General features: G+C 37.6%; 20 protein-coding genes, 1 tRNA gene and 1 pseudogene. 13 read left to right on the top strand and 9 right to left on the bottom strand.

The window, feature by feature from the left end; translation table 11 throughout:
- Positions 1-62: 62 nt before the first annotated feature.
- Positions 63-1679 (bottom strand): WD40 repeat domain-containing protein, encoded by a 1617-nt coding sequence (locus AN490_RS20370; RefSeq protein WP_300006656.1) that lies wholly within the window; start codon positions 1677-1679, stop codon positions 63-65.
- Positions 1680-2084: 405 nt separating this feature from the next.
- On the opposite strand from AN490_RS20370, the gene AN490_RS20365 reads away from it, so the two are divergent.
- From AN490_RS20365 to AN490_RS20350, 4 genes are all read left to right on the top strand, one after another.
- Positions 2085-2864: a helix-turn-helix domain-containing protein gene (locus AN490_RS20365; protein WP_366925057.1), complete on the top strand. Its 780-nt coding sequence runs from the start codon at positions 2085-2087 to the stop codon at positions 2862-2864.
- The gene (locus tag AN490_RS20360) at positions 2797-5451 is read left to right on the top strand and encodes a peptidase domain-containing ABC transporter (protein WP_300006655.1); all 2655 of its coding nucleotides are present in this window, start codon (positions 2797-2799) and stop codon (positions 5449-5451) included. The genes AN490_RS20365 and AN490_RS20360 overlap by 68 nt, the downstream gene beginning before the upstream one ends.
- A 264-nt stretch (positions 5452-5715) precedes the next feature.
- Positions 5716-7218 (top strand): HlyD family efflux transporter periplasmic adaptor subunit, encoded by a 1503-nt coding sequence (locus tag AN490_RS20355; RefSeq protein WP_300006654.1) that lies wholly within the window; start codon positions 5716-5718, stop codon positions 7216-7218.
- Positions 7219-7616: 398 nt separating this feature from the next.
- Complete coding sequence (locus AN490_RS20350; RefSeq protein ID WP_300006653.1) at positions 7617-8354, top strand: peptidylprolyl isomerase; 738 nt, start codon at positions 7617-7619, stop codon at positions 8352-8354.
- A gap of 913 nt (positions 8355-9267) precedes the next feature.
- Here AN490_RS20350 and AN490_RS20345 read toward each other — a convergent pair.
- The 5 genes from AN490_RS20345 to AN490_RS20325 form a co-directional block, all read right to left on the bottom strand.
- The gene (locus tag AN490_RS20345; RefSeq protein WP_300006652.1) at positions 9268-10359 is read right to left on the bottom strand and encodes a T3SS effector HopA1 family protein; all 1092 of its coding nucleotides are present in this window, start codon (positions 10357-10359) and stop codon (positions 9268-9270) included.
- 24 nt (positions 10360-10383) lie between these two features.
- Complete coding sequence (locus tag AN490_RS20340; RefSeq protein ID WP_300006651.1) at positions 10384-11535, bottom strand: aminoglycoside phosphotransferase family protein; 1152 nt, start codon at positions 11533-11535, stop codon at positions 10384-10386.
- A gap of 426 nt (positions 11536-11961) precedes the next feature.
- Positions 11962-12129, bottom strand: coding sequence for a hypothetical protein (locus AN490_RS20335; RefSeq protein WP_300006650.1), 168 nt, complete (start codon positions 12127-12129; stop codon positions 11962-11964).
- 422 nt (positions 12130-12551) lie between these two features.
- Complete coding sequence (locus AN490_RS20330; RefSeq protein WP_300006649.1) at positions 12552-13559, bottom strand: DUF4351 domain-containing protein; 1008 nt, start codon at positions 13557-13559, stop codon at positions 12552-12554.
- Positions 13560-13676: 117 nt separating this feature from the next.
- Positions 13677-14663 (bottom strand): cyanophycin synthetase, encoded by a 987-nt coding sequence (locus AN490_RS20325; protein ID WP_300006648.1) that lies wholly within the window; start codon positions 14661-14663, stop codon positions 13677-13679.
- A gap of 278 nt (positions 14664-14941) precedes the next feature.
- Here AN490_RS20325 and AN490_RS20320 point away from each other — a divergent pair, with 278 nt between their 5' ends.
- Together AN490_RS20320 and AN490_RS20315 are read left to right on the top strand one after the other, a co-directional pair.
- A complete protein-coding gene (locus AN490_RS20320) occupies positions 14942-15199 on the top strand; it encodes a hypothetical protein (protein ID WP_300006647.1) in 258 nt (85 codons plus the stop codon).
- Positions 15200-15219: 20 nt separating this feature from the next.
- Positions 15220-15462, top strand: coding sequence for a hypothetical protein (locus AN490_RS20315; RefSeq protein WP_300006646.1), 243 nt, complete (start codon positions 15220-15222; stop codon positions 15460-15462).
- Here the strand turns inward: AN490_RS20315 and AN490_RS20310 are convergent.
- Positions 15406-15635: pseudogene (locus AN490_RS20310) on the bottom strand (M3 family metallopeptidase); the annotation flags it as partial. The gene AN490_RS20315 and the pseudogene AN490_RS20310 overlap by 57 nt on opposite strands.
- 679 nt (positions 15636-16314) lie before the next feature.
- Here AN490_RS20310 and AN490_RS20305 point away from each other — a divergent pair.
- The 3 genes from AN490_RS20305 to AN490_RS20295 all read left to right on the top strand — a co-directional run bounded on the left by AN490_RS20305 (position 16315) and on the right by AN490_RS20295 (position 18274).
- Entirely contained in the window at positions 16315-16449 is a 135-nt protein-coding gene (locus AN490_RS20305) for a hypothetical protein (RefSeq protein WP_300006645.1), read from the top strand.
- A 91-nt stretch (positions 16450-16540) separates the two neighbouring features.
- Entirely contained in the window at positions 16541-16918 is a 378-nt protein-coding gene (locus AN490_RS20300; RefSeq protein WP_015078332.1) for a DUF1823 family protein, read from the top strand.
- A 312-nt stretch (positions 16919-17230) separates the two neighbouring features.
- Positions 17231-18274 carry a 3-deoxy-7-phosphoheptulonate synthase gene (locus AN490_RS20295; RefSeq protein WP_168695889.1) on the top strand — a complete coding sequence of 348 codons (1044 nt, stop codon included), beginning with the start codon at positions 17231-17233 and terminating at the stop codon, positions 18272-18274.
- A 211-nt stretch (positions 18275-18485) separates the two neighbouring features.
- Here AN490_RS20295 and AN490_RS20290 read toward each other — a convergent pair.
- A tRNA-Arg gene (locus AN490_RS20290) sits at positions 18486-18559 on the bottom strand.
- 33 nt (positions 18560-18592) lie between these two features.
- Positions 18593-19690, bottom strand: a complete 1098-nt coding sequence (locus AN490_RS20285; protein ID WP_300006644.1) for a tocopherol cyclase family protein — start codon at positions 19688-19690, stop codon at positions 18593-18595.
- Positions 19691-20210: 520 nt separating this feature from the next.
- Here AN490_RS20285 and AN490_RS20280 point away from each other — a divergent pair.
- The 4 genes from AN490_RS20280 to AN490_RS20265 all read left to right on the top strand — a co-directional run bounded on the left by AN490_RS20280 (position 20211) and on the right by AN490_RS20265 (position 25875).
- Positions 20211-21629 carry a sugar transferase gene (locus AN490_RS20280; RefSeq protein ID WP_300006643.1) on the top strand — a complete coding sequence of 473 codons (1419 nt, stop codon included), beginning with the start codon at positions 20211-20213 and terminating at the stop codon, positions 21627-21629.
- Complete coding sequence (gene galE / locus AN490_RS20275; RefSeq protein ID WP_168695802.1) at positions 21626-22603, top strand: UDP-glucose 4-epimerase GalE; 978 nt, start codon at positions 21626-21628, stop codon at positions 22601-22603. Before AN490_RS20280 ends, galE begins: the two co-directional genes overlap by 4 nt.
- Positions 22604-22862: 259 nt before the next feature.
- A complete protein-coding gene (locus AN490_RS20270; protein WP_300006642.1) occupies positions 22863-25052 on the top strand; it encodes a polysaccharide biosynthesis tyrosine autokinase in 2190 nt (729 codons plus the stop codon).
- Positions 25053-25314: 262 nt separating this feature from the next.
- Positions 25315-25875, top strand: a complete 561-nt coding sequence (locus tag AN490_RS20265; protein WP_300006641.1) for a Uma2 family endonuclease — start codon at positions 25315-25317, stop codon at positions 25873-25875.
- Positions 25876-25956: the final 81 nt, after the last annotated feature.

The following is a 25956-nucleotide window of genomic DNA, read 5'->3' as shown; positions in this document are numbered from 1 at the left end:
ACGCTCAAAACTTAGAGGTGTAAGGGTTTAGTTCAGGCTTTACCCTACCTGTAGAATCAAAGTTATGCTATGGGAAACATAGTAATGGTTGTATCTCCACTCCCAGCCGCTAATATTTTACCATCTGGACTAAAAGCAATTGAGTAAATTACAGAATCGGTACATTTTACGCTGGAAATTTCTTCTCCACTAGCGACTGACCATAATTTCACTGTTTTATCTTTACTAGCGCTCGCTAAAATTTGTCCATTGGGATTATATGCAACGGAACAAATATGAGCAGAATGTCCTGATAAAGTTTTAATTTCTTGACTAGTTTCTAGATTCCAAAGTTTAATAGTTTTGTCTTGACTACCACTAATTAAAGTTTTTCCGTCGGGACTAAATGCTAGAGAAGTAATCCCTCCAAACCAATCAGAATGTCCTGTTAATGTTTTCACTTTATTTTCAGCTAATTGTAAAATCTTGATAGTTTTATCATTACCACCTGCACTACTAGCTAATAGTTTACCGTCGGGACTAAAAGTTACAGATAAAACATCATCGGTATGACTTTTGAAAGAGTAAATTTCTTTTCCTGTTTTTAATGACCACATTTTAACTGTTTTGTCCTTACTCCCACTCGCTAAAATTTTTCCCAAGGGACTAAATGAGACAGCATTAACTCTTTCTTGATGTCCTGTAAAAGTGAAAATTTCTATTCCTAAATTTACATCCCACAATTTAATAGTTTTGTCATCACTTCCACTGACTAAGAATTTACCATCTGGACTAAAACCTAGGGAATTAATCCCTCTAGACCAAGAATATTCTCCATGTCCTGCAAAGGTGCGATGTTGCTGAGTTGCTAAATCCCACAATTTAATTATTGTATCATCACTACCACTTGCTAAAAATCTACCATCAGGACTAAAAGCTACAGAGAGAACTTTATTTTCATGTCCTTTGAGAGTCCCAACAAATACTAATTTTTCGGTATTGTCATTTGATGAAGATGTGGTAGGAATTACTTCTAAGTAGGTTGGCGTTAAAAATTGTCGTTGGGGCTGACTGCTTTCATTGCCATTTTTGATAGAAGGTTCAATTTCTGCAAATCGAGAACTAAAGACTTGTAGCTGTTGATTAATTTGTGATAATTCAGTTTGCAATTCTGCAATATTTCTCAAATATTCATCTTTATCAACAGTAGAACCTAAACTTTCTAGAGAAATATCTAATTGCTGTACCCGATTATTGACAATTTGCATTTGTTGATGAACTGCATTAAATTCTGTACTTAATTTTTGCATTGATATTTGAATTTTCTGGTCAATAACTTGACTAATTTCCTGTTTGTAAACTTCAAATTTTCCCAAACGTTCATTAATAGCACTTTCAATAATTTGGCTGAGTTGTTGTCTCCAAGCTTCGATTTGTTCCAAACGTTGATTAGAGGTATTCATGGTTTTTTCTACTTGGTGAAATTCTTCAGTGATATTTTGCAAACTTGTTTGTAATTGCTCAATTTGTGATTGGGAATAATTAAACTTAGGACGATTAACTAAATTTAAAGCTACACTTAAACTCAGGGGAATAACTGCATAAACCACCTGTTGCGTCACTGTCGCTACTATTGTTCCTAATACTGATAACCCCAAACATACATACTCGCTAACTTCTAGCAACTGACGATTATTCATGTTAACTGGTATTACTTGTTAAGTCGTGATTACTATATCACAAAACATAGTCAATAAAATTCAGCAAATAAAACTTTATACTCTTTGCGCCTCTGCGTCTCTGCGTGCAAAAAATTCTTTCCTTCCGCAACGCTAATTTTTAGATATGAGAACTTTCAGATTGTATATCTTGACAATAGCATAAAATTTCCAGATGTCAATACCCTAGTAAAATCATTGGCTTATTGATTACATGAGATTCTCAGTAGAAAAAAGACACAAGAGCCGCTATGAATTACTAAAAATGGTATTAAAATCCATTGTCAGGAACAAGCGGAAGGTGGGTTCTATTACGATAGCATTAGTATTATAATGTATCAGTTACACTAAGACATAAGACCAAGTTCTCATTAAGAGGGAACTAGGATGCTTGCGGAGTTTGATTTTTACGATATTGAACCATTTATGTATACATATCAATGGACAAGTAGTAATAGAGCGGGGAGCAATTCTTCAAGTAACTTGTTAACAGATTTTCAGCGACAAATGCTGTTAAAATCATTACAAGAACATCGCTCTCAATCCCAGCGGCAACGGATTCAAATCATGTTGTTAGCGGACCAAGGGATAACTCAAGCAGAAATTTGTGAAATTTTGGGGTGTTGTCCCGCAACCGCTAGACATTGGATACACATAGCTCGTCAGGGAATGGCGCATCAATGGCAAGATTGTCCGATTGGTCGCCCTAAATTAGTTAGTAATGAATACTTACAACGATTAAAAGAATTATTTTACAGTAATCCTCGTGATTATGGCTATGGTTCTCAACACTGGACATTGAATTGGTTACAGAAACATCTGTGCGAAGAATTTGGCTTTGAAGTGAGCGATCGCCACTTTAAGCGACTTCTCAAACAAATGGGCTTATCCACTCGACCGAAACCCAGTCATGATGGACAAAATAGCCCGAAATCAGCTACAGAACCCAAAATATCAATTGCTGACATCAAAAAAGCAAATACCACCGATTCCTCAGAAATTATACCTATTAATTTTCACAAAGCAGTAAAGGATTTAGACATTTATGGCGCACAATATATCCGCTCAATTAGTATCTCTGCAACAAATCAACAATACATTGGGGTATTCACTAACCGCAGAAGAATTTTATCACTATCTTCCCGAACTTCAATCTATCAACCCTAAAGTCGGCAAATTCTGGACAGGAAAGAATGTTGAACCGGGCATTTACATTATCATTACGGGCAAAGTCAGACTATTAGATGATAAAGACGAATTAATTACTACCCTAGAACCCGGGGCATCTTTCGGTGAATTTACTTTATTTCCCCAATCTAAATTTGAGCCTTATGCAGCCAGAGCTTCAGCAAATTTACAGTTATGCTTCTTGCCAGAAAAGTTACTATTGCCATTAATAGCCAAGTATCCCCAAATTCGAGAACATTTATGGGAGAAAGCATACTCACTCCTGAGAAACACAGATTATACACCCATAAAACCAAGCTCTCCAGAGAACGACAATTCAGATTCAACCCCCTATTTGACCTCAGAATCAAAAATTAGTAAAGCCTATTTTCCCAGTCCCAGACAACGGGTGGGGCATTTATGGCAAAAGGTAATGGGGCGCTATCCATTCTTTGCTCAACAAAGTGGTTCTGACTGCGGGGCAGCTTGTCTAGTCATGGTGTCACGGTATTGGGGGAAACGTTTTAGTGTAAATCGCTTGCGTGATATTGCCAATGTAGACCGCAATGGTGCATCCTTGCGGGGGTTATTAACAGCAGCAGAAAGTCTAGGTTTTGCCACTAGACCTGTCAAAGCTAGTTTAAAGCAGTTAGGAAAGCAAAAATTACCTGCTATTGTTCACTGGGAAGGCAAACATTACATAGTGGTCTACGAAATTACCGCTAAATATGTAATTGTGGCAGACCCTGCTATTGGTCAACGCACCCTCACTCATGAGGAATTTAACAACGACTGGACTGGTTATACATTGTTGTTACAACCGACAGCAATGCTCAAAGAAACGAAAGAGACATCTACACCTTTTTGGCAATTTTTTGAGTTAATAAAACCCCATTCTGTAGTCATGTTGGAAGTATTTATTGCTTCCATATTCATCCAGATATTTGGCTTAATTACCCCCTTATTTACCCAATTAATTTTAGATCGGGTAGTGGTACAACGGTCAGAACTGACCCTGACAGCAGTAGGAATAGGATTGTTGATTTTTAGCCTTTTTCGGGTGGCTATGACTGGTTTAAGGCAATATCTTTTAGATCATATAGCTAATCGGATAGACTTAGCATTAATTGTCGGTTTTATTCGTCATACATTGCGTTTACCCCTGAGTTTTTTCGAGACTCGTTATGTGGGGGATATTATTTCTCGCGTGCAGGAAAACCGCAAGATTCAACGCTTTTTATCGGGTGAAGCATTATCAATTCTCCTAGATTTATTCACTGTCTTTATCTATGTAGGCTTGATGTTTTGGTACAGTTGGAAAATGGCATTATTAGCTTTAATAATTGTCCCACCCTTTGCCTTATTAGCCTTAATTGCCACACCCTTTTTACAAAGGATTTCTAGAGAAATATTCAATGCAGTTAACAAAGAAAGCAGTTATTTAATAGAAGCTTTAACTGGTGTGAGAACAGTCAAAGCCACAGCAGTAGAACAAACAGTAAGATGGCATTGGGAAGAGTTATTAAATAAAGAGGTAAAAATCAACTTTTCCGGGCAAGTTATCGGCAATAATTTACAAATTTTCAGTAACACAATTGAAGCAGTAGCTACCACAGCTTTATTATGGTTTGGGGCATATTTGGTAATTCATAATCAGTTAACTGTGGGACAACTAGTAGCATTTAATATGCTGCTGGGTAATATTATTAATCCCTTCCAACGGTTAATTGTCTTATGGAATGAATTGCAGGAAGTTGTGATTGCAGTAGAAAGAATTAACGATGTTTTAGACACAGAACCAGAAGAAGACTTACAAAATCAATCACGGCAGAATTTACCAGCAATTCAGGGGCATATTCGCTTTGAAAACGTCACATTTCGCTATCATCCAGAAAGCGATATTAATATATTAGAAAACCTCAGTTTTGAAATAAAACCCGGACAAATGGTAGCCTTAGTGGGACGCAGTGGCTCAGGAAAAACGACCATTTCTAAATTAGTTGTGGGCTTGTATCCCCCCACAGATGGTAAAGTTTTAATTGATGGACAAGATATTACTAGTCTTTCCTTGCGTTCTTTTCGACAACAAATTGGTGTAGTTGACCAAGACACATTTTTATTTGGTGGAACAATTCGAGAAAATATCAGTTTAGGACATCCAGGAATACCTTTATCAGAAGTAATTGCAGCAGCAGAAATGGCTGGTGCTGATGAATTTATCAAAAAATTACCAATGGGTTATGAAAGCCAAATTGGTGAAGGTGGAGGTTTATTATCTGGTGGACAAAGACAGAGAATAGCCATTGCTAGAGCATTATTAGGTAATCCGAAATTATTGGTTTTAGATGAGGCAACTTCTCATTTAGATACCGAATCAGAAAGGATAATTCAACAGAATTTTAACACAATTCTCAAAGGAAAAACTACTTTAGTAATTGCTCATCGTCTTTCCACTGTGCGAAATGCTGATTTAATTTTGGTACTAGATAGAGGTGTGTTAATTGAAAGTGGCAGTCATGAGGAATTAATGGCTAAAAAAGGACATTATTTCTATCTAAATCAACAGCAATTACAAACAATAACGTAGGTTGGGTTGAGCCATAGCGAAACCCAACATTCCACAATTATTTAAGTTGGGTTTCGTTCCTCAACCCAACCTACCATAAATTCATACTAAGAAAAAGGTGCATTATGACAAATTCATGAGAATCTAAATCAACAGCAATTACAAACAATAACGTAGGTTGGGTTGAGCCATAGCGAAACCCAACAATGATTTAACAATGATTATAGTTGGGTTTCGTTCCTCAACCCAACCTACCATAAATTCATACTAAGAAAAAGGTGCATTATGACAAGTACATTAAATGGGAATATCACAAAATCTGATGAGATCTTATCACCAGAATTACCAGAAATTACCAATGAAGATTGGTCGGAAATTACCAAAGAATCACTTGATAGTTTACCCCAGGTTTGGACGCGGGGACTATTATATCTTTTAGTCTTAATTGTCTCCATAGTTTTACCTTGGTCTTTGCTATCTAAAGTAGATGAAACTGGTACAGGAAGAGGACGTATTGAACCTAAAGATAAAACCGTGAAATTAGATGCGGCTGTAGGGGGAACAGTTGCGGAAATTCAAGTTAAAGAAGGTGAAACAGTCAAAGCCGGACAAACTCTATTATTATTAGAATCGGCATTAGTCAAATCAGAATTACGTCAAGTTCAAGATAAATTGGAAGGACAATTAAACCGAATTTCTCAGTTAAAATCCTCCAAAAATCAGTTAATTGTCTCCTTAGCAACCCAACAACAACAAAATCAATCTCAACAATTAGAAAAACAAGCACAAATTGATCAAGCGCAACAGAATATTAATACCCTAAAAAATGCCTATCAATTTCAGAAAGAAGAAAGATTATCTCAACTTAATCAAGCGCGACAAACCCTAACTAATAGTCAAACTACTAATCAATTAGCAGAGAGTAGTTTATTAAGTAGTCAGCGAGAAGTAAAACGCTATAGTCAACTCAGACAACAGGGAGTAATTCCAGAAATCAATTTAGTAGACAAGCAAGATATCGCTAAGGAAAAGCAAAAATTGTATGCACAAACCCAATCAGATGTTCAACAAGCTAAGTTACGTTTAGCAGAACAACAAAGTAGTTATGGGCGAAATTTGCGCCAAGCTCATGCCGATATTGAACAGGCTAAATTGCGACTGGGAGAACAGCAAAGAAGCTATCAAACTTTAACCCTTTCTGGTCAGTCAGCGGTGTTAAAAATCGCCGAACAACAGAAAAGTTTAGATACAGATATTAGTTCTCTTAAATCAGATATTTCTCAAACTAAACGCCAAATTGATTCCTTAAAATTTCAGTTGGGACAGCGAGAAATTAAAGCTTCTGTCAATGGTATATTATTTCAATTACCAATTCAAAAACCTGGTTCGGTTGTGCAAGTAGGGACAATGGTCGCTGAAATTGCTCAAGATAATTCACCCTTAATAATTCGAGCGCAAATGGCAACTACAGACAGTGGTTTTTTGCGGTTAGGATTACCAGTAAAGCTCAAATTTGATGCTTATCCGTTTCAGGATTATGGTATTATCTCAGGAGAGTTAATTAAAATTTCTCCTAATACGATAGAGATAGATACAGCTAATGGCAAAGTAGCCGCTTATAACTTAGAAATTTCTCTCAAAAAAAGTTGTATTCCCTCTGCTAATAAATGTATTCCTTTGCGTCCAGGGGATACAGCAACCGCTGAGGTAATTGTCCGTCAGCGACGAATTATTGATTTTCTACTTGACCCGTTTAAAAAATTGCAACAAGGAGGAGTGAAATTGTAGAAAATTTATCGAATTACCTCCCTTAGTCCCCCCTTGTTTCCCTCGTTCCCATACTCTGTATGGGAATGAATTACGGAAGGCTCTGCTTTCATTAATACTAAGTCATGGAGGCAGAGCCTCTAGGTAGCATTCCCAGTCTCCGACTGGGAACGAGAAGGGGGGAAACAATTAATTCAGTCCCCTCCCTTTAGTCTTTCCCCTCGTTCCCATACTCTGTATGGGAATGAATTACGGAAGGCTCTGCCTTCATTAATACTAAGTCATGGAGGCAGAGCCTCTAAGTAGCATTCCCGGTCGGAGACTGGGAACGAGAAAAAATTCATCGAATTGTCCCCTCCCCTTAGCAAGGGGAGGGTTAGGGTGGGGTATAATTTATTTATGTATTTAAGGAGCAAATTATGTCCGAACCTATCACCATTACCCAATCAGATATTTTACAACAAATTAAATTATCCTGTAAAATACCTGAGTTAGTTGAGCAAATTGTCAACCGAAAAGTGATTATAACTGCTGCGGAAGAAGCGGGGATAAAAGTAGAAGTTGAAGAACTACAAAAAGCAGCGGATTTTCTGCGATTAACTAATGATATGACCAGTGCTAATGACACTTGGAAATGGTTAGAAAAAAATAGTTTATCTATAGATGATTTTGAAGATATAGTCTATACTAGTGTGGTTACTGGTAAGTTAAGCAAGCATTTATTTTCTGATCAAATCGAACCTTTCTTCTTTGAAAATCAGCTGAATTATGCTGGTGTGGTCATGTATGAAGTTGTATTTAATGATGAGGATTTAGCAATAGAACTTTTTTATGCAGTCAAAGAAGGAGAAATGAGTTTTTATGATGTAGCTCACCAATATATTCAAGATGTAGAATTACGTCGTCAGGGGGGATATTTAGGAGTATTAAATCGTCGGGATTTAAAGCCAGAAATATCTGCTGCTGTCTTTGGTGCCAAACCCCCACAGGTAATTAAACCGATAATTACTTCTAAAGGGGTACATTTAATTTTTGTTGAGGAGATTATTCAGCCGGAATTGAATGATGAATTGCGTCAGCAAATTGTTAGCGATTTACTATTAAGTTGGATCAAAAAACAGGTTAATCAAACAGAGATTAATGTTGATTTAGAGTGATTTAATCACAAAAATGTTCTCGTTCCCATACTCTGTATGGGAATGAATTACAGAAGGCTCTGCCTTCATTGATACTAAATCACGGAGGCAGAGCCTCTAGGTAGCATTCCCAGTCGGAGACTGGGAACGAGAATTAATGCTATATACTATCAGCAGTAAAAAGAACCTGGACTGCTTGGCAAACACGAGTACTCCACGACTTCTGACCTCCTAATGTATTTATCATGTCTTCCTCGGTCAAATCATTCATAAAGGTTTCAGAATCTTGAAACAATTCAGAACCAGCAGAACGTAGTTCAGAGATTACTATGTTAGCCATTTGAGTTTTTCCTCTATTCAAACTTGTTTTTTCAAGAATCAAATAATCAAATAGTCATATTTGATTTCCTGACTACATCCTATTAAAAATAAAAACATCTGTCTAGAGATTTAGACAAAATAAAAGTGACATAATTGTTTCAGTTTTGTCACTTTTAACAGCTTGATGATAACAGTATTTTACGCACAAATATCCGTAAATTTGCCCTTTTAAGTTGAAAATATCACTAAAAAACGCACAATTACGGACTAAAAATAGCCAAAAAAAGGGACATAATTGCTGCAATTTTGTCCCTTTTGCCTATTAACTTAAATACAAACAAATGCCCGACTTATTTAAGAAGTCAGGCATCTATATTAATCAAGACCTATTAATTGTATTCTCTTAATAACGCACCTTGTCTATAAAGCGATACAGGTTACGAATATCTTGCTCTTGTAAGCCTAAATCCTATAACCTGCGAATTAAACTGAATTTCCAGATTTTGCGTTATTGGGGATATGAGCGCGTCTGCTGGGTTTTTAAATGCGCCATAACCACTGTAGCAAAAGGATTCTTGCTATTTTTTAACTCTTGCTACTGGGAACGAGGAAGTTAATCCAAAACTTTATAAATATCATCAGAATCAGCATTCAAATAAACTCGTTGTAAATCAATTCCCAAAGTAGAAAATTGCTCACAAATAGCTTGCATTCTTCCCTGAATTGAATTATCTCCTTGATACCAAGCTTTTAATAGACCATTGGCCACAATTTGACAACGATTCATACCAAAACTTTCTTTTTCAGCAAACTTTTTATCTGGTTCTTCAGCTAACCCTAACCCTGGTGCAAGCTGCATTGTAAATAGAGGAATTTCTGATTGAAAATGTACTTTATTTTCTTGATAAACAACCGGCAAAACTTGCATAACTGCTTGATAATCCCTTTTATCAAAATACAAAACTCCTGAATCATGCCGTCCATAATCTTGAGGATTATACAAAACTTTGAAACTAAAAGGAATTGCACAATTATTCAATTCCTGTGTTAAATTTCCCATCACTGCTACCGCACCTTCAGGAGTTAAATTAAAATAAATTCGTACAGTTATAGGTTGAGATTCACTATCATCAATACGACCAAATCCCTGATTAGCAACAGCCATGTAAAAACCATTTTGGACTCGATTTTTAGGTAAAAGAATGGCGACAAGATCACCTGCTACAGTCTCTTTCTCAAAATTTTGTAGATGTTTATCTCGCTGAATATGTAACCTTAAACCGCCCTTGGTTACTGCTAGACTACCATCAATTTCTTCTTTAATTACAGCCCAACCAGAATCAAAATACCCTTCTCCACAGTTACTTTTGTGCAATTGTTCATAAAATCCCAAATCTACCCCTAAAACAGTATTATTTTCTAAGTCTAGAGGTAAGTTATTTTCTTCTCCATCTAATGCTAATGCAGTTTGCATTGAACCGTTATAATAAATGCCATAAAGAAAACTTCGCAGTTGTAAACTCACATATTTCTGCTGCATTTGCGTGGGCATTTTTTGGAAACGTTCAATTACTTCACTTGGTAATTCCAAGGGTTTATAATCGGGATGACAGATGGAAAAATCCGGTTTAATTTCAACTTTCTCAACAATATCTTCGAGGACTTCTAATAATTGTCCAGTGGTGGTATTTTCTAGTAATTGCATGATGTTTATGAGGAACAGAACGACTTAAACAGCGGAACTATGAAAACGATTTAATTCAACAGCAGCAGCCCCAAAAATAGTTGGTATTGATTGTACAGGACGATTTAATAAAGTTTTAGCAACTTGAAGCATGGCAATTCCCATATTACTAAAAGATTTTTGATATTGAATCATGGCTTGAATCTGTTGAATTAAAGTAAATCCTGTAAACTGTACCACTCGCTGCAAAAAATCAGGACGGTGTTCTAAAATTGCGGGAAAAGTGTTTAAATAAGCTAAAATTAATGATCCAATTGAAGGCTGAAGGAGTTCTAAAGGTGTCATTGCTAACCGGAGAGATTCTTCAATATTCAAGGAATTACTAATAACTAAACTACTCAACCAGATTTGGATATAACTACCAATAATTGTTCCCAAATCAAAAGTTGGATCTCCCCAACCAGAACGTTCCCAATCAATTAACCGGATCATATTACTAGCATTTTGCCAGTCTTTTTGCAGGAGAATATTATTCAGTTTCAAATCATTATGAGTCAGACAAGAGGGAATTACAGCATTACCCAATTCAGCTATAGCTTGTCCTAAGCTATCATAACGTTGATAAAGAGCAAAAAACTTTAATCCATCATCGGGAACTAAACCAAAAATTTCTGGTTCAACCCGTTCCAAGCCTTTAATTAGGTGTGATATTTGGTTGAAATTTGCAGAGTTTTGAGTAAAAAAATTCTGATATTCTTGATGTTGAAAAGTATCACGATGGATAGTTCCTAAAATAGTGCCAATTTCTTGAGTAATTTCTGGCGGAAAGCCCTTTTCTTTGGTATAGAAATCCATTAAATCTCGATAATCATCTAAATATTTGAAGATAATAATGGAATTTTCTACATCAAAATTCAGCACTTCTGGTAGAAATTGGCGGTAGTTATTAAAGCTCGGAAATTTTTGTAAAAACTCTTGAATTTTCCACTCAATTACAAACTCACCCGCTGCTTTTCCTTCCTGATTCAATCGTTCTTGTTTAACAAGTAGCTTGCTTTGATTTGCAAATGTTAGTAATAAGTTAAAATTCTTAGCTATCAATGGTTCTATTTTGCTGAGAGGTTGTTCGGAATGAGTGAATAACCCTTTTTCAACTAAATAATCAAAAACATTCTGGGAATTTAGGATAAATGTCATAGGCTTTAGCCGTACTAATACATTGTATTTGAAACTAAAATATATTTTTACATATTTTAGTTACTCAAGCAACTACTACCAAATTTTTAGTATTTTTCTCTTTTTCTGCGGTACTGTGTGTTCGTATTTAGATTAATAAAAATATAAGAATGTAGAATTACGTCCCAAAGGGGATATTTAGGAGTATTTAATTTTTGTTGAGGAGATTAGATTATTCAACCGGAATTGGATGATAAATTACGACAGCAAATTGTTAGCTATTTACTATTAAGTTGGATCAAAAAACAAGTTAATCAAACAGGAATTAATGTTAATTGGCAGTGATTTAATCACAAAAATGTAGGGTGGGTTAGCGAAAGCGTAACCCACCATTTAATAGTATTGGTTTGATGCTCCTGGTGCGTTAAGGACTTGTCCTAACGCACCCTACAGTTTCGTTATTATCATACCAACAATCACTCCTGCACAAAACCAAGTTGAACCCCCTTTTGTCATATGAAGCTCATTATCAGTCAAATCAGTGAGATAGCTTTCAGAATCCATAAACAAATCAGAACCAGCAGGACGTAGTTCAGATATTACAATATTAGCCATTTTCGTATTCTCCTTGGTTTTAAAAAGTCTAGAAAACCGGAAACGTTGTACTTTTTCATTTCCTGACTACATCCTATTAAAAATAAAAACATCTGTCTAGAGATTTAGAGAAAATAAAAGTGACATAATTGTTTCAGTTTTGTCACTTTCAATAGCTTGATGATAACAGCATTTTCCGCACAAATATCCGTAAAATTGCCCTTTTAGGTTGAAAATATCACCAAAAAACAGACAACTACGGACTAAAAATAGCCAAAAAAAGGGACATAATTGCTGCAATTTTGTCACTTTTGCCTATCAACTTAAATACAAACAAATGCCCGACTTATTTAAGAAGTCAGGCATCTATTTTAATCGAGACTTATTTTATGTACTTTATTGCTAATCTACCTTACATATATTTGAAGATTTCAACAAGAGGATTAATTTAATTGCAACCAATTAAGTAAATCCGCCATACTGCTAAAATCTAGTAAAGCCTCGCTTAAATTTTCTAACTGATTAACAGAAAGAGATTGAATCCGCTGTGTTGTTTCCGGTGATAATTCACCCAATCGCCTTTTAAGCAGTTTTAAAATAACCAACCGTTCTCCTTCTTGTCTACCTTCCTGTCTACCTTCTTGTCTACCTTCCTGTCTACCTTCCTGTCTACCTTCTTCTATTCCCCGCTCGTAACCTATGCGCTCACCAGTGGTAATATATCTCATAGTTCGCTCCTGCTCGAATTTTTTATACTCCGACCACAATTGATTTTCCAATGGTTTTGGTAAAATCATCACCCAGTCTATAAAGCGATACAGGTTACGAATATCTTGCTCTTGTAAGCCTAAATCGTATAACCTGCGAATTAAACTGAATTTCCAGATTTTGCGTTTTTGGGGATATGAGCGCGTTTGCTGGGTTTTCAAATGCGCCATAACCACTGTAGCAAAAGGATTCTTACTATTTTCTAACTCTTGCCACCGTTGTTCATAATCTAACAGTTTAATGCTACCAAATTCAAAATTTAACTTTGTCTGGGGATAATTGTAACCGTAATTACTCGGTCGCCATTCACGGTTTGTGTCACATAAAATCGCCAAACTGGTTGCGGGTTGACCAAAACTGTCAAAAATGCGATAATTGTAAGTAAACATCCGTTGACTGAAATTATCTTCTTTTTTTCCCTGAATTTCTACATGGACTAATAACCACAATTGTTCACCCTGAATTTGCCAAACTTTGACTAATTGATCAGCATATCTCTTTCCTTGTTCGGCTTCACGGGTAATTTGTTGAAATTCTTTATCCAGAAATTCATAAGGACGTTCCCAGTCAATTAGTGCCTCGGTTTCGGGAAAAAAGAATTGCATTGCTTGGGGAAAATATGCGGTGAGAATTTCTTTCCATGGACTATCAAAATCAGCCCGTTTATTAATAATATTGGTCATGAATTAATGGCAGATGATTATTTATCTTACCTCAAATTATTAGTTACTGAATAAAAGTTATATAATCTGATGGAAACTCCAGCAATTTTTCACTCCTATTGCTTTTTTTAGCCAGTCCTAACTATCATTCTCTAGGACTTGGAGAATTTTCAGATAAAACTCTTCCACCCTTTTTGCTGCTACTTCACCACTAGCAGCATAGTGATTTAGACCAGGAGAACCATTGACTTCGATGAGCGTATAATCTACCATCGGCATAGTTATATCATGGGTGAGTATATCTACCCCTGTTAATCTTAATCCCATATCTTTAGTAATGTTAATTGCTAATTTTTGAAAATCAGGATGAATCCTTTCAGAAAAATCTACCGCTTCACCTCCACTCGATAAATTAGCACTATCCAAAAGATAGATAATATTATTATGAGGAATCACACTATTCCAATCAATATTTTGCGTTTTTAATTTTTGGGAAATGCGGAAATCATCAAATTTAATCACATTTTTTCTCCCCATGTTCAAAAATTTTGCCTGTTTTTTTTGAAGTAACTCTAAAACATTAGATATACCATCACCAACAACAAATAAGGGAATTCTTTGATAAGCGGTAATCACCTCATCATCCAAAACAACAATTCTATAGTCATTACCACTATAAAACTTTTCTACAATCAATCCTGATTTAATTTCAAAGATTTTATGAGCTACATCATAATATTCTGCCTGATTATATACCTTAGTCACCAAAATCCCTTGACTAAGATTCAGAGGTTTAACAATTACTGGAAATCCGATTGATTGTGCATAATTAAATCCATCATCAATATTTCTAGGATGAGCTATTTTCGCACATAACTGATCAGTAAAAAATGTCTTACCCTCCGTTACTCGATATCCAAGCTGCTTGAGGAAAAAATTACTATAGGCTTTATCTTTGACCAACTCGGCTGAAGCAAGACCGTTAATATTCAATTTGGCATAACTAAAAACTGATCTTTTCCCGTTTTTAAAAGTAATATGCCCAACTAATTTATATTCTGGTTCAAGTAAAACTACAGCCCCTATTTGTAATGCTACTTTTTGGATGATTGATGTGATTGACATTTTTATTTTGCAAGATGATCTCAAATAATTGAAGCTTGGTATGGTTTATACCAATATTTCTTGTTTCTATTTAAGTTTAAATACTGAATTAATACAGTATATATTAGTCTGAATTAAATAAAACCAAAGATTGTCAGAAAATAAGTTGTTGCACCAAGTATTGACAATTTTTAAAATATGTAATAACAAGGTGGCATCATCAATAAAAGACGCTAGTAAATCTTTGGTTAAGAGACATACTAACGCCCTTCACTCAAGTTCTTATGCATAAAATAATCATGCCACAAAATACGGATTACAAAAATAGCACTTCAGAAGATCTCACAATTCCTGCGGCAAGAGAAGATAACGCCTACAAAAAAAGGCTGAATGGTTGGGCTGTAGCCCGTATCGTTAGCGAACGGGAAAAAGTTATTGTTTCCCGGTTTCGCAGTCGTTCTGATGCCGAAGGCTATATTCAACACATCCGTCAAATGATTCCCAACACTGTTTTTGAGCTTTTCTTTGATTGTCAACGGGAAGAAGTTGTCGTGTAAATTTACGGAATGGCTGACTGGTGCAAGGGAAAAATTATCTTCCTCAACCTCCCCAACCTCCCCAACCTCCCCTACTTCCCCAACCTCCCCAACCTCCCCTACTTCCCCTACCACCCCTACCACCCCTACCACCCCTACCACCCCTACCACCCCTACTTCCCCAACCTCCCCAACCTCCCCAACCTCCCCAACCTCCCCTACTTCCCCTACTTCCCCTGCTTATCCGAACAGCATTGAGTCAGCAGCCCATTGTGCTTGAGTAAAGCCTTGGTACTGGGTTCTCGTCCCCGGAAGGTTTTAAAGACATCCATGGGATGCTGACTGCCACCTAGTGCTAAAACCGTATCTCGGTAACGTCTGCCAATGGCGTTGATTGCGGCTTCATCTTCTAAGCCCGCTTCTTTAGCTTTAGCAAAGGCTCTATATTTGCCTCTAAGTCAGTTAATTGCTTTTCAAGTTCTCCTAATAGATAACTAAAAGCTGGTTCGACTTGCTCCGATTTAATAGCCGCAAATGCGGGTAAACCACAGCTTTGAAGTAGGGGATTCTGATAAATAGTAGCAGTTGCACGCATGGTAATGAGTTAATAGCCGATGAATTAATTGGGAACAACGATTGATTTTTCTTTATATAACTAATAATTTAGCGTTACGACAAAATTTCGCATTGCTAGAATGGCAATCTTACTAAACAGAATACAGAAGTTAGGAGATTATGAGCAATTAAGTACAGTTTTATACAATAAATAATTGAATCTACCTCAATTCTTATGCCAGTTATACAAAAAAGTTCAATTTGATAGCGTAGCGTAGTGTGGCGTAAACCATCCTCCTGCAACTTTTAACAACTGAATTCCTTTTTGATAACTGAGATACATCATCCAGGAGCTAAAAGCAGAATTGTAGCAATTATTTTCAAAATAATGACTTTTATTTTGTCGAGTTTTGTGGTGATAATTCACCATAATCAATTTTGAATACTTAATAAAGTTATGAAATTTTGACTTTCTGTTTTGCTGACACTGCGTTAAGCAACCATTAAAAATCCATGAAAAGCTTATACCATCTGCTTTTTAATTTTTAATTGTTAATTTTTAATTCCGCCCTGCGGTACTAGTGTTGTTAAGTTCTGCTCATGTATTAGCAGAACTTAAAACTAAAACAATTGAGTACAAGCAAGGAAGTACAGTATTAGAAGGATGTCTTGCTTATGATGATGCTATTGAAATTAAGCGTACCTTTACTAAGTAATATTTTGTGGGTTTGAACACTGATTATATCTGTAAGGGCTGGTAATTGGTAAAATTATCATCTGTTACCTGTTCCCTGTTTTCTCAAAATTATGTCTCATCTTCCCCCACTAAATACAGAAACAATTTGGGCAATCATTAATGATAAAATTGATGATGATACTGTAAAAAAATTATTATGGTATCACCTGGGTTATCGCTATAATCCCATTACAGACACATGGACTAATAGTGAAGTAGCACCAACCTGGAGAGATGAATATCCACAACCACCGGATTTTATTGATTCTCGTCCAGCAATTATGAAATTGACTCGTTCTATTCCTCCAGAAAATAAACAGGCTCTCAAAGAAAAACTCGGTTTTAAAGGTTACAAAATTGGTGAATTTGGTCCGCGACAAACTCGCAGAGCCACATCAGCAAATTGGTTATTAAGTTATATGTTAATAACCACTGGTAAAATTGAGTAAAGTTACTATATTTAGTAATTTTCCAAAAATATCCCCTGCTTCTCTAAGGTTGGGGATAGGAGCTTTTTATCTAAATTTCTGGATTAAATTATTGTTTTATGTCCAAATGTTATGGAAATAACACGGACTTATCTTGTATTTTTCTGAAAAACTGTGTATATTAATATATTCAACCCTTGCATAGAGTAATCTGATCTAAATTTGTGCAACTTGTTTTTTTAACAAACTACTTTAGGCTTAAAGAGAACAAGAAACGTTTTCACAGATATTTGAGAATTACTACCGTATAACACAAATCCAGAGATTTCTGCTATGATCCACAAATTAATTAACACTAACATTAAGAGTTCTCATGTTTTACCAACTCCTAATGAAGTGAAGGCAAAATTACCTGTAACGAAAACTGCTGAAAATACAATTTTAAAATTCAGACAAGAAATAGAACATATTCTAGATTTTCAAGACCGACGTAAATTCATTGTCGTCGGTCCTTGTTCAATTCATGATCCAAAAGCAGCCATAGAATATGGAGAAAACTTGCTAGGTTTAGCCGAAAAAGTTCAGGATAAACTGCTGCTAATTATGCGGGTTTATTTTGAAAAACCCCGAACTACAGTAGGCTGGAAAGGATTAATTAATGATCCAAAAATGGATGATTCTTTTCATGTAGAAGAAGGAATTTCAATTGCCAGGAACTTACTATTAAAGTTGACAGAGTTAGGATTACCAACTGCCACAGAAGCACTTGATCCCATCATCCCTCAATATATCAGTGAATTGGTATCTTGGTCAGCAATTGGCGCAAGAACCACCGAATCACAAACACACCGAGAAATGGCCAGTGGTTTATCTATGCCGGTGGGGTTTAAAAATGGTACAGACGGGAATATTCAAGTTGCCGTAAATGCGCTTAAATCAGCGAACACACCCCATCATTTCCTGGGTATCAATCAAAAAGGACAAGTGAGTGTATTTCAAACTAAAGGAAATGCTCATGGCCATGTAATCTTGCGTGGAGGAACTCAGCCTAATTTTGATGCAGAGAACATTAAACTAGTAGAAGAACAATTAAAAGCAGCCAACTTATCACCAAGAATAGTTGTTGATTGTAGTCATGGTAATACTAACAAAGATTATAGATTACAATCCATAGTCTTTGAAAATATTATTCAGCAAATAATAGATGGCAATAATTCCATCGTCGGCATGATGCTAGAATCTAACTTGTACGAAGGTAGCCAACCGATAACCGGAAAACGAGAAGACTTGCAATATGGTGTTTCCGTAACAGATAAATGTATCAATTGGCAAGAAACAGAAAGAATTATTTTAGCTGCTCACGCTAAATTGGCGTAAGCGGAGTGTCTAGTGGCTGTTTGGCACAGCCTTTACGAGTAAAAATCTCTTAAGAATCTCAGCGGCTAAAGCCGCTGAGAGTGTCAAGTATTTACACCATAAATAGATATACCTCTTCCTTTGCGTCTTTGCTCCTTTGCGTCTCTGCGCGAAACAAAAACAAAATGTAGTTGCGCTTTAATTCTAAGTGCAGCTACATGACAAACACAAATGGGATTGGTGCGGATCGAACGCACGGCCTAGCGCTTAGGAGGCGCTCGCTCTATCCAACTGAGCTACAACCCCAAGAATGAACCAAATATTATCATAGCAGTATTTTTAGTGAGAATGCCAGTAATTATCCCAATCATCACCACCAACTTCTAAACCGCATAGATTACTACTCGCATTGAGGATAACTTGAGATTTGCTGCCATTAAGTTCTCGCAATTCTAAATTTAGCTCCCCTTGCATAGTATCCCGACAACAAAAATCTAAACCATTGCTTGTCGGTGCGCGGAGAGATGTACCTAGTAACTGGGTAGTTCCTGTCAGTTCAACTTCATAATTTAGGTTTTTAGCTTGCATTTGCCATCTACCCCAGGGCTGAATTTGCCATTTTACTTCTGAATTCCAGGGAACGAACTCATAAAATTTGCCTTGGTGGTGGATACCAATCATCGCCACTGATTCCATCCACCATAATACACCACGTTTACCGCCACCGGCTGTTAAAGCTAAATCGGGTTGATTAATAAAAGAATTGCAATTTAGCCAAAACCATTTTTGGGGAAAAGCACCACCCCAATTTTTTTCTGCGTATGCTGGAGCATTTGTAAATTCATAAATTTTACCATGCCAATCAATCCAACCACTGGCTAAACCGTGAGCCATTAAAATTTGCCAGCCGGGTTCAAATATCTGGGAAAATGATAGCCAACCAGCGGTTGATTGCTGAAGACTATTTTGATTTCCCCATGCGTATACGGGTTTAATTTCGTATTCCCATCGGCAATAATTACCAGTGGCAGGATCTGTAATTATGCCTTGATTTAAGGTAGCTGTGGCTTGATAACCTTCTTGAATATGGTGTGTAAATTCACTGGGGATAAGATACAGGGGGGAAACTTGTAAGTTAGTTTTTCCCCAATGTCCTAATCCTAAAACATCCCGACTCGCCCAAAATTTATTCACATCGGGAAAGGTGCGACAAAGATATTCATCATTTATGCCCAGTATTTGGGCTGCACCGCCGCTGTAGGGCTGATTACCGCTGGGATCTTCGATAGAGTACATGAAGGCGATAGTTTGCTTAATTTCGGGCAGTGTGACGCGGTAATACCAGCCTTCAAAGAAACGACGATGGCTACAGTCCCAATGATAGCCGCTATGGGGAGTTTGAGTGAAATCGAGGAGGTTTTTAGGAATACTCGGCATAAGGTGTCTTTTTTGCTTACTTTTCAGTATGGGCAATGCGGAGATTTGGGATTAAATTGATTCAGGATGCGATCGCCATATCAAAGCAATCACTAACTTTAATCTTATGTGTCCCATTAACTCAGCCTTGCTGTATCGTCTTTGTACCGCTTAATCTAAACTTCAGCAGTGAGAAACTTTACAATTTAGTATCTGCTGTGATTAAATATTTAGTGTTGGGTAGATTCATTTAAAATTCATCCACTAACTGTCGCAAAATCCCGCAGTCTATTTAAATTGTATCCATCGGAGAAGAATTGTGAAAGTATCGGGCTGGATATTTTACAAAGCGACAGCGCAACACAACGCTCATGTTAACTTTGATGCTGATTGCTCCGCAACGCAAAAGTGAACAACCTAACCTACAAATCAAGGCTTCTTCCAATTTTGACAAGGTATTGATGAATTAAAGCTTTTTTCAATTTGGCGAAGCTATTGTTTGCAGATTCGTGTTTTTACAAGCGAATTCAAAAAAATACTTATGTTAGATATAGGATTTGAGACTATTAGAGGCAACATTCAGTTAGTAAAACTCCCACGATCTATATCTCTATTCCTGATGGTGGGGGATGTCCTTGGCCTATTTGTCTGCTTGGGACTTACTTCTTACTGGACGTTAAATAATCCATTGACAGGATTTGACCAATTTGTCTGCGGATTTATCTTACTGGTTTTAACAGGAATGTATTTGTTAGATACATACCATCCAGAGAAAGAAATTACAGGTTTACAAGCTCCAAATCGCATTCTCGTCAATAGTGGAATAATTACCCTCATCACTTCATTGGTGATTTATCTATCGGAGAGTTGGGAACAGCATTCAGGAGGGATGAGGGGTATATTGCTAGTTAATCTGGGAATATTTACAATCTGGGCAATCATATTAAGACTATTGGCATTCAATTGGTGGCGATCAAAGTCCCAGCAGGGTCGTTGGTTAATGCTAGGATCTGGCAATCATGTGATAAAGTTTGCCCAAATGTTCTTAACACGGAATCCATTGGGAAGATTAGTTATCCTGACTGAAAATGGCCAACAACTGCCTGAATTAGCAGAAATAGAACCCCAAATAAGTCATGAAGGCTGCCTCAGCGACCTATCTGATTGGAGTCAGCAACCCTTATTAGGGGTGGTAGTAGGGACAAAAATCAGTCTCTCTGATGTACAAGTGCAAAGTTTAATGCAACTACGACTAAAAGGCATCCCTGTTTACCAGTTGCCCGATATTTGGGAAACTTTATGCTACAAACTTCCCTCCTCTCTACTTGAAGATGAGTGGTTTGCCTTTAGTAGTGGCTTTAACCTGGTATTTTGTGGTTTTAGTCTCAAAATCAAGCGGTTTACAGATATAATGCTGACTGGAATATTATCTGTGCTGGTACTGCCACTCATGGTCATTGTTGGTTTAATCATTAAGTTAGATAGTCCAGGTCCAATTTTCTATAGCCAATTACGAACAGGATTATACGGTAAACCATTTCGGGTTTACAAGTTCCGTTCCATGTTTCGGGATGCTGAAAAGAAGGGCGCACAATGGGCAACTCAACGAGATCCACGCATTACCAGGGTGGGATATTGGCTACGAGTTTTGCGAATTGACGAACTACCTCAGATTTGGAATGTGTTATCTGGAGAAATGAGCCTGATTGGCCCTCGTCCAGAGAGGCCAGAGTTTGATGTCAAGCTCAAAGAAGCAATTCCTTATTATGAAATGCGCTATTTAGTCAAACCAGGAATCACAGGTTGGGCGCAGGTGCTTTATCCATACGGAGCTTCCCTGGAAGATGCCTATGAAAAGCTGGCTTACGACCTTTACTATATCAAAAACTATTCTTTATGGTTGGATATAGTGATAGTCTTGAAAACCATCAGAGTTGTTTTATTGGGTAAAGGCAGATGAATCAAAAAGTCTTGGTGACAGGAGGTGCAGGCTATATTGGTTCCCACGTCGTGCGTCAACTAGGCGAGGCTGGTTATAATACAGTCGTATATGACAATTGCTCTACGGGTGTACCCCAATCCGTACTCCATGGTGAGCTAATTATTGGCGATTTAGGAGACATAGACCGCCTTTACCAAGTCTTTGGCAAACATCAATTTAGTGCAGTGCTGCACTTTGCAGCTAGTCTAGTTGTACCAGAATCCGTTGCCTATCCCCTCGATTACTACGCAAATAATACACGGAATACTCTGAATTTGCTCCGGTGCTGTAGTGTCATGGGTGTTAACCAATTGATATTTTCTAGTACAGCCGCAGTTTACGGCGAACCCCAAGAAAATCCAGTCACCGAGTCTACTCCTACCCTACCAATTAATCCCTACGGACGCTCCAAACTGATAAGCGAATTCATGATTCAAGACTATGGATTAGCTTCTCGTCTGCGGTATGTAATTCTCCGCTATTTCAACGTCGCCGGAGCCGACCCCGGTGGCAGAATCGGACAAAACTCAAGCAATGCAACTCATTTGATTGCCAATGCCTGTAATGCCGCCCTGAAACGCCAATCAGAATTCAAGATCTTTGGCACTGATTTTCCCACCCCAGATGGTACAGGAATTCGAGATTATATCCATGTTGAAGACTTAGCCGCAGCCCATGTTGATGCATTACGCTATCTGGAACGAGATGGAGAAAGTCAAGTTCTCAACTGTGGTTATGGCAAAGGTTATAGTGTCCGGCAAGTTGTGGAACGGGTCAAAGCTATTTCTGGTGTGGATTTTCCCGTAATTGAAGTAGCGCGTCGTCCCGGAGATCCAGCCTGTGTGACTGCTGATGCAGAGAAAATTAAGCAGGTATTGAACTGGCAACCCAAGTATAATAACCTAGACAATATCATCTACAGCTTTCTATCGTGGGAAAAAGGTAAGATATGAACTTCTTTGATTAAATTTCATAGCCTGTAATTTTGCAAACTCTTCAATTTATCGAATAGTGTGTAAAAAGGATTATTTACTACTTTGTCCATTTTCTGTTTTGTTGGGTTTCGCTGTCGCTTAACCCAACCTACAAATCAAGACTTTTTGCGATTTGGACAAGGTATTGCCGGAAATGACTTAATTTTGTGCAAATACATGATCTACAATTTCTACAACACTTAAGTTCTATACTTAGTATATTTTCTTAAATTAATTTATGTCTATTAACCAAGAAGACCAAGATTCCTCTCTTGATATCCAACAATACTGGCTAACATTCAAAAGACATTGGCTGGTGACATCAATTGTCTTTGCCTCTGTCTTAGGAGTCACAGCCTTACTCACTTACTCAGCAAAACCAGTTTACGAGTCGGAAGGCAAGCTGGTTTTCACCAAAAGAAGTGGGGCTTCCTCACTCGCAGATATCTCCCAATCCATGGGAGAACTGGGCGGATTGACAAACCTCAGTAACCCAGTAGATACCGAATCTGAGATCATCCGCTCCTACCCCATTGTTATAAAAACTATTACCACACTGAATTTGACGAATGATCAAGGCAAACAGATTTCTTTGGAGAACTTTCTCACAAAACTGAAGTTGAAGACTATCCGAGGAACGGATGTGATCCAGCTTTCTTACAGGAGTACTAATCCGCAAGAAGCAGCAGATGTGGTGAATTCTTTAATGAAATATTATCTGGAGAGTAATATTCGCACTAACCGCACCGAGGCTAGATCCGCGCGAGAATTTTTAGACAAGCAATTACCAGAGGTCGAGAAAAGAGTTACGAAAGCAGAAATGACCTTGCGTCGCTTTAAAGAAAACAACCGGGTGGTAGCTCTGGATGTAGAAGCCAGAACTGGTTTGGAATCTCTTGGAAAACTAGATGAGGCAATTACCCGCAGCCAAGGCGAATTAGCGGCAGCTTACACTCGCTCTGTGGCTTTGCAGGATAAAATGAAGGCAACTACACAAGAGGCGGTTGATCTCAGTGCATTAAGTCAATCTCCTGGCGTACAGCAGGTACTCACAGAATACCAGAAAACACAATATGACCTAGCAAAAGCCCGAACACTTTATACTAGTGATAATCCAAAAGTTGTGAATTTGGTAATGCAAGAGGCATCTCTTAAAGACTTACTAGAAAAGCGAGTTGCCCAAACCATTGGTAGTTCCAAGTCTCTCCCCCAACAGAACTTGCAGGTAGGAGAACTCAAACAGGCATTAACTCAAGATTTAGTCAAATCAGAGGTGGAAAGGTTAGCCTTAACAAACCAAATCGGAGAATTGCGAAAGGTATTTATAATTAATAGGCGACGTTTGGATAGCTTACCTCGACTGGAACAACAACAGCTACAGCTACAGCGACAGTTATCCGTGGCACAAATCACCTATCAAGAATTTCTGAAGCAATTTCAGTTAGTTCAGGTGCTAGAGAATCAGAATGTAGGTAATTCGCGGATTATCTCTGAGGCTTTAGTTCCTGAACGTCCCGTTTCTCCCAAGATTCCCCTTAACTTAGCACTAGGCGGATTTTTGGGAATCCTCTTAGGTGTGGGAACAGCGCTGCTGTTGGAATCTATGAATCAATCTCTCAAAAATGTTGAAGAAGCGAATCGGCTGTTGGGCTTTCCTTTGCTGGGGATGATTCCCCTATATGGTGGGAAAAATCCGAAAAATCAGGAAGAAAGTCGGGGAGAGTTACCCTTACTTGATAACATCTATTCACCAGTCAGTACATCCTTTGAAATGCTCCAGACTAACCTGGGATTTACCCTTTCTGACAAGCAATTGCGGGTAATTTTGGTAACTAGTTCAACATCTGGAGAGGGTAAATCTTTTATGGCAGCAAATCTGTCTCTAGCAGCGGCTCATGTAGGACGACGCGTGTTGTTAGTAGATGCTGATATGCGTCGTCCTCGTCAGCACCGCATTTGGGAAACACCCAATTTGTTGGGATTGAGCAATATTTTAGCCGGTCAGGCGCAGTTAAAAAATACTGTCCAGGAAGTATCCCCTCTGGTGGATCTGTTACCAGTCGGAAAAATTCCGCCTAATCCGGTGACACTTTTAGATTCCCAGCGCATGGCTGATTTGGTTGAAGAGGCAAGCAATAATTATGATTTTGTAATAATTGACACGCCCCCCTTGACGGCTGTTACTGACCCTCTAATTGTTGCCAAGTATGTGGATGGGTTATTGCTGGTTGTCCGTCCTGGGAAGGTGGAGTATTCAGCGGTGAAGTCATCGAAATCATTACTTAATCATGGGAAAGTGCCTATTTTGGGAATGGTAGTGAATGGTGTTAGTGAGGAAAGTAGTTATGGTGGGTATTATTATCAGAGAGGTTATTACGGTGAGAAAGTAGATAGTAAGAAGAAGTCTTCTCAGGCCAATCTGCGGTAAGACTTGACTTTATTTCCTGCTCATGTAATATTAAACTACTAAAATGTAGAGTTTTTTGGTTGGTGCAAATACAGTTTACACCCCTAAGAAATTAACTAAAATTATTCGTTTTTTAGGAGTTGAGCTTTGATGGTCTTTTGATCTCAGTTCCTCCCTCGCCACCTACTCGTAACTGGGAAGGCTGAAGTAGGGGAAAGCTATGTCTAAATTATGGTATAATTATCAAAACGATGTCGACTAAGGGCTACAATAATCATCCTTTATGACCATCAGCGCCATAAAATATCTCACATTGCAGGAGTTTATGATGCTACCGGAAACAAAGCCAGCATCAGAGTTCTTGGGTAGGGAAATTATTCAAAAACCTATGCCGAAAGGAAGACACAGTTGTTTACAGTACGAATTATGTAATGGAATTAATCAGGTTACAAAAAAGGCGAAGTTAGCTTATGCTTTCCCTGAACTTAGGTGTAGCTTTGGTAATCGCTCAATCGTTCCTGATGTAGCAGTTTTTACATGGGAACATATTCCTTTCCTTAGCAGTGGAGAAGTCCCAGATAGATTTGAACTAGCTCCCGATTGGGTAATTGAGATTCTTTCTCCTGAACAGAAATCAAATAAAGTGATTGGCAATATCTTGCATTGTGTGGAGCATGGGTGTAAATTAGGATGGTTTATTGATCCTGATGATTTAAGTATTCTAGTATTTTTATGCGATCGCCAACCAATACTAATGGAAAAAACCGATATTCTGCCTGTATTGGCAGGAATAGAGTTAAAATTAACTGTTGATGATGTATTTGGCTGGTTGAGAATGGCTTAACTAAGCAATACCTCAGACAAGATAAGAGTCTTACTAACTCAGTGATAGTTTTCAGATATGCCAAGAAATATGCCCAAATTG

The sequence above is a fragment of the Anabaena sp. AL09 genome, from assembly GCF_001672255.1.
GTDB classification, from domain to species: domain Bacteria; phylum Cyanobacteriota; class Cyanobacteriia; order Cyanobacteriales; family Nostocaceae; genus Dolichospermum; species Dolichospermum lemmermannii.
This window is presented reverse-complemented; position numbering and strand designations above follow the sequence as displayed.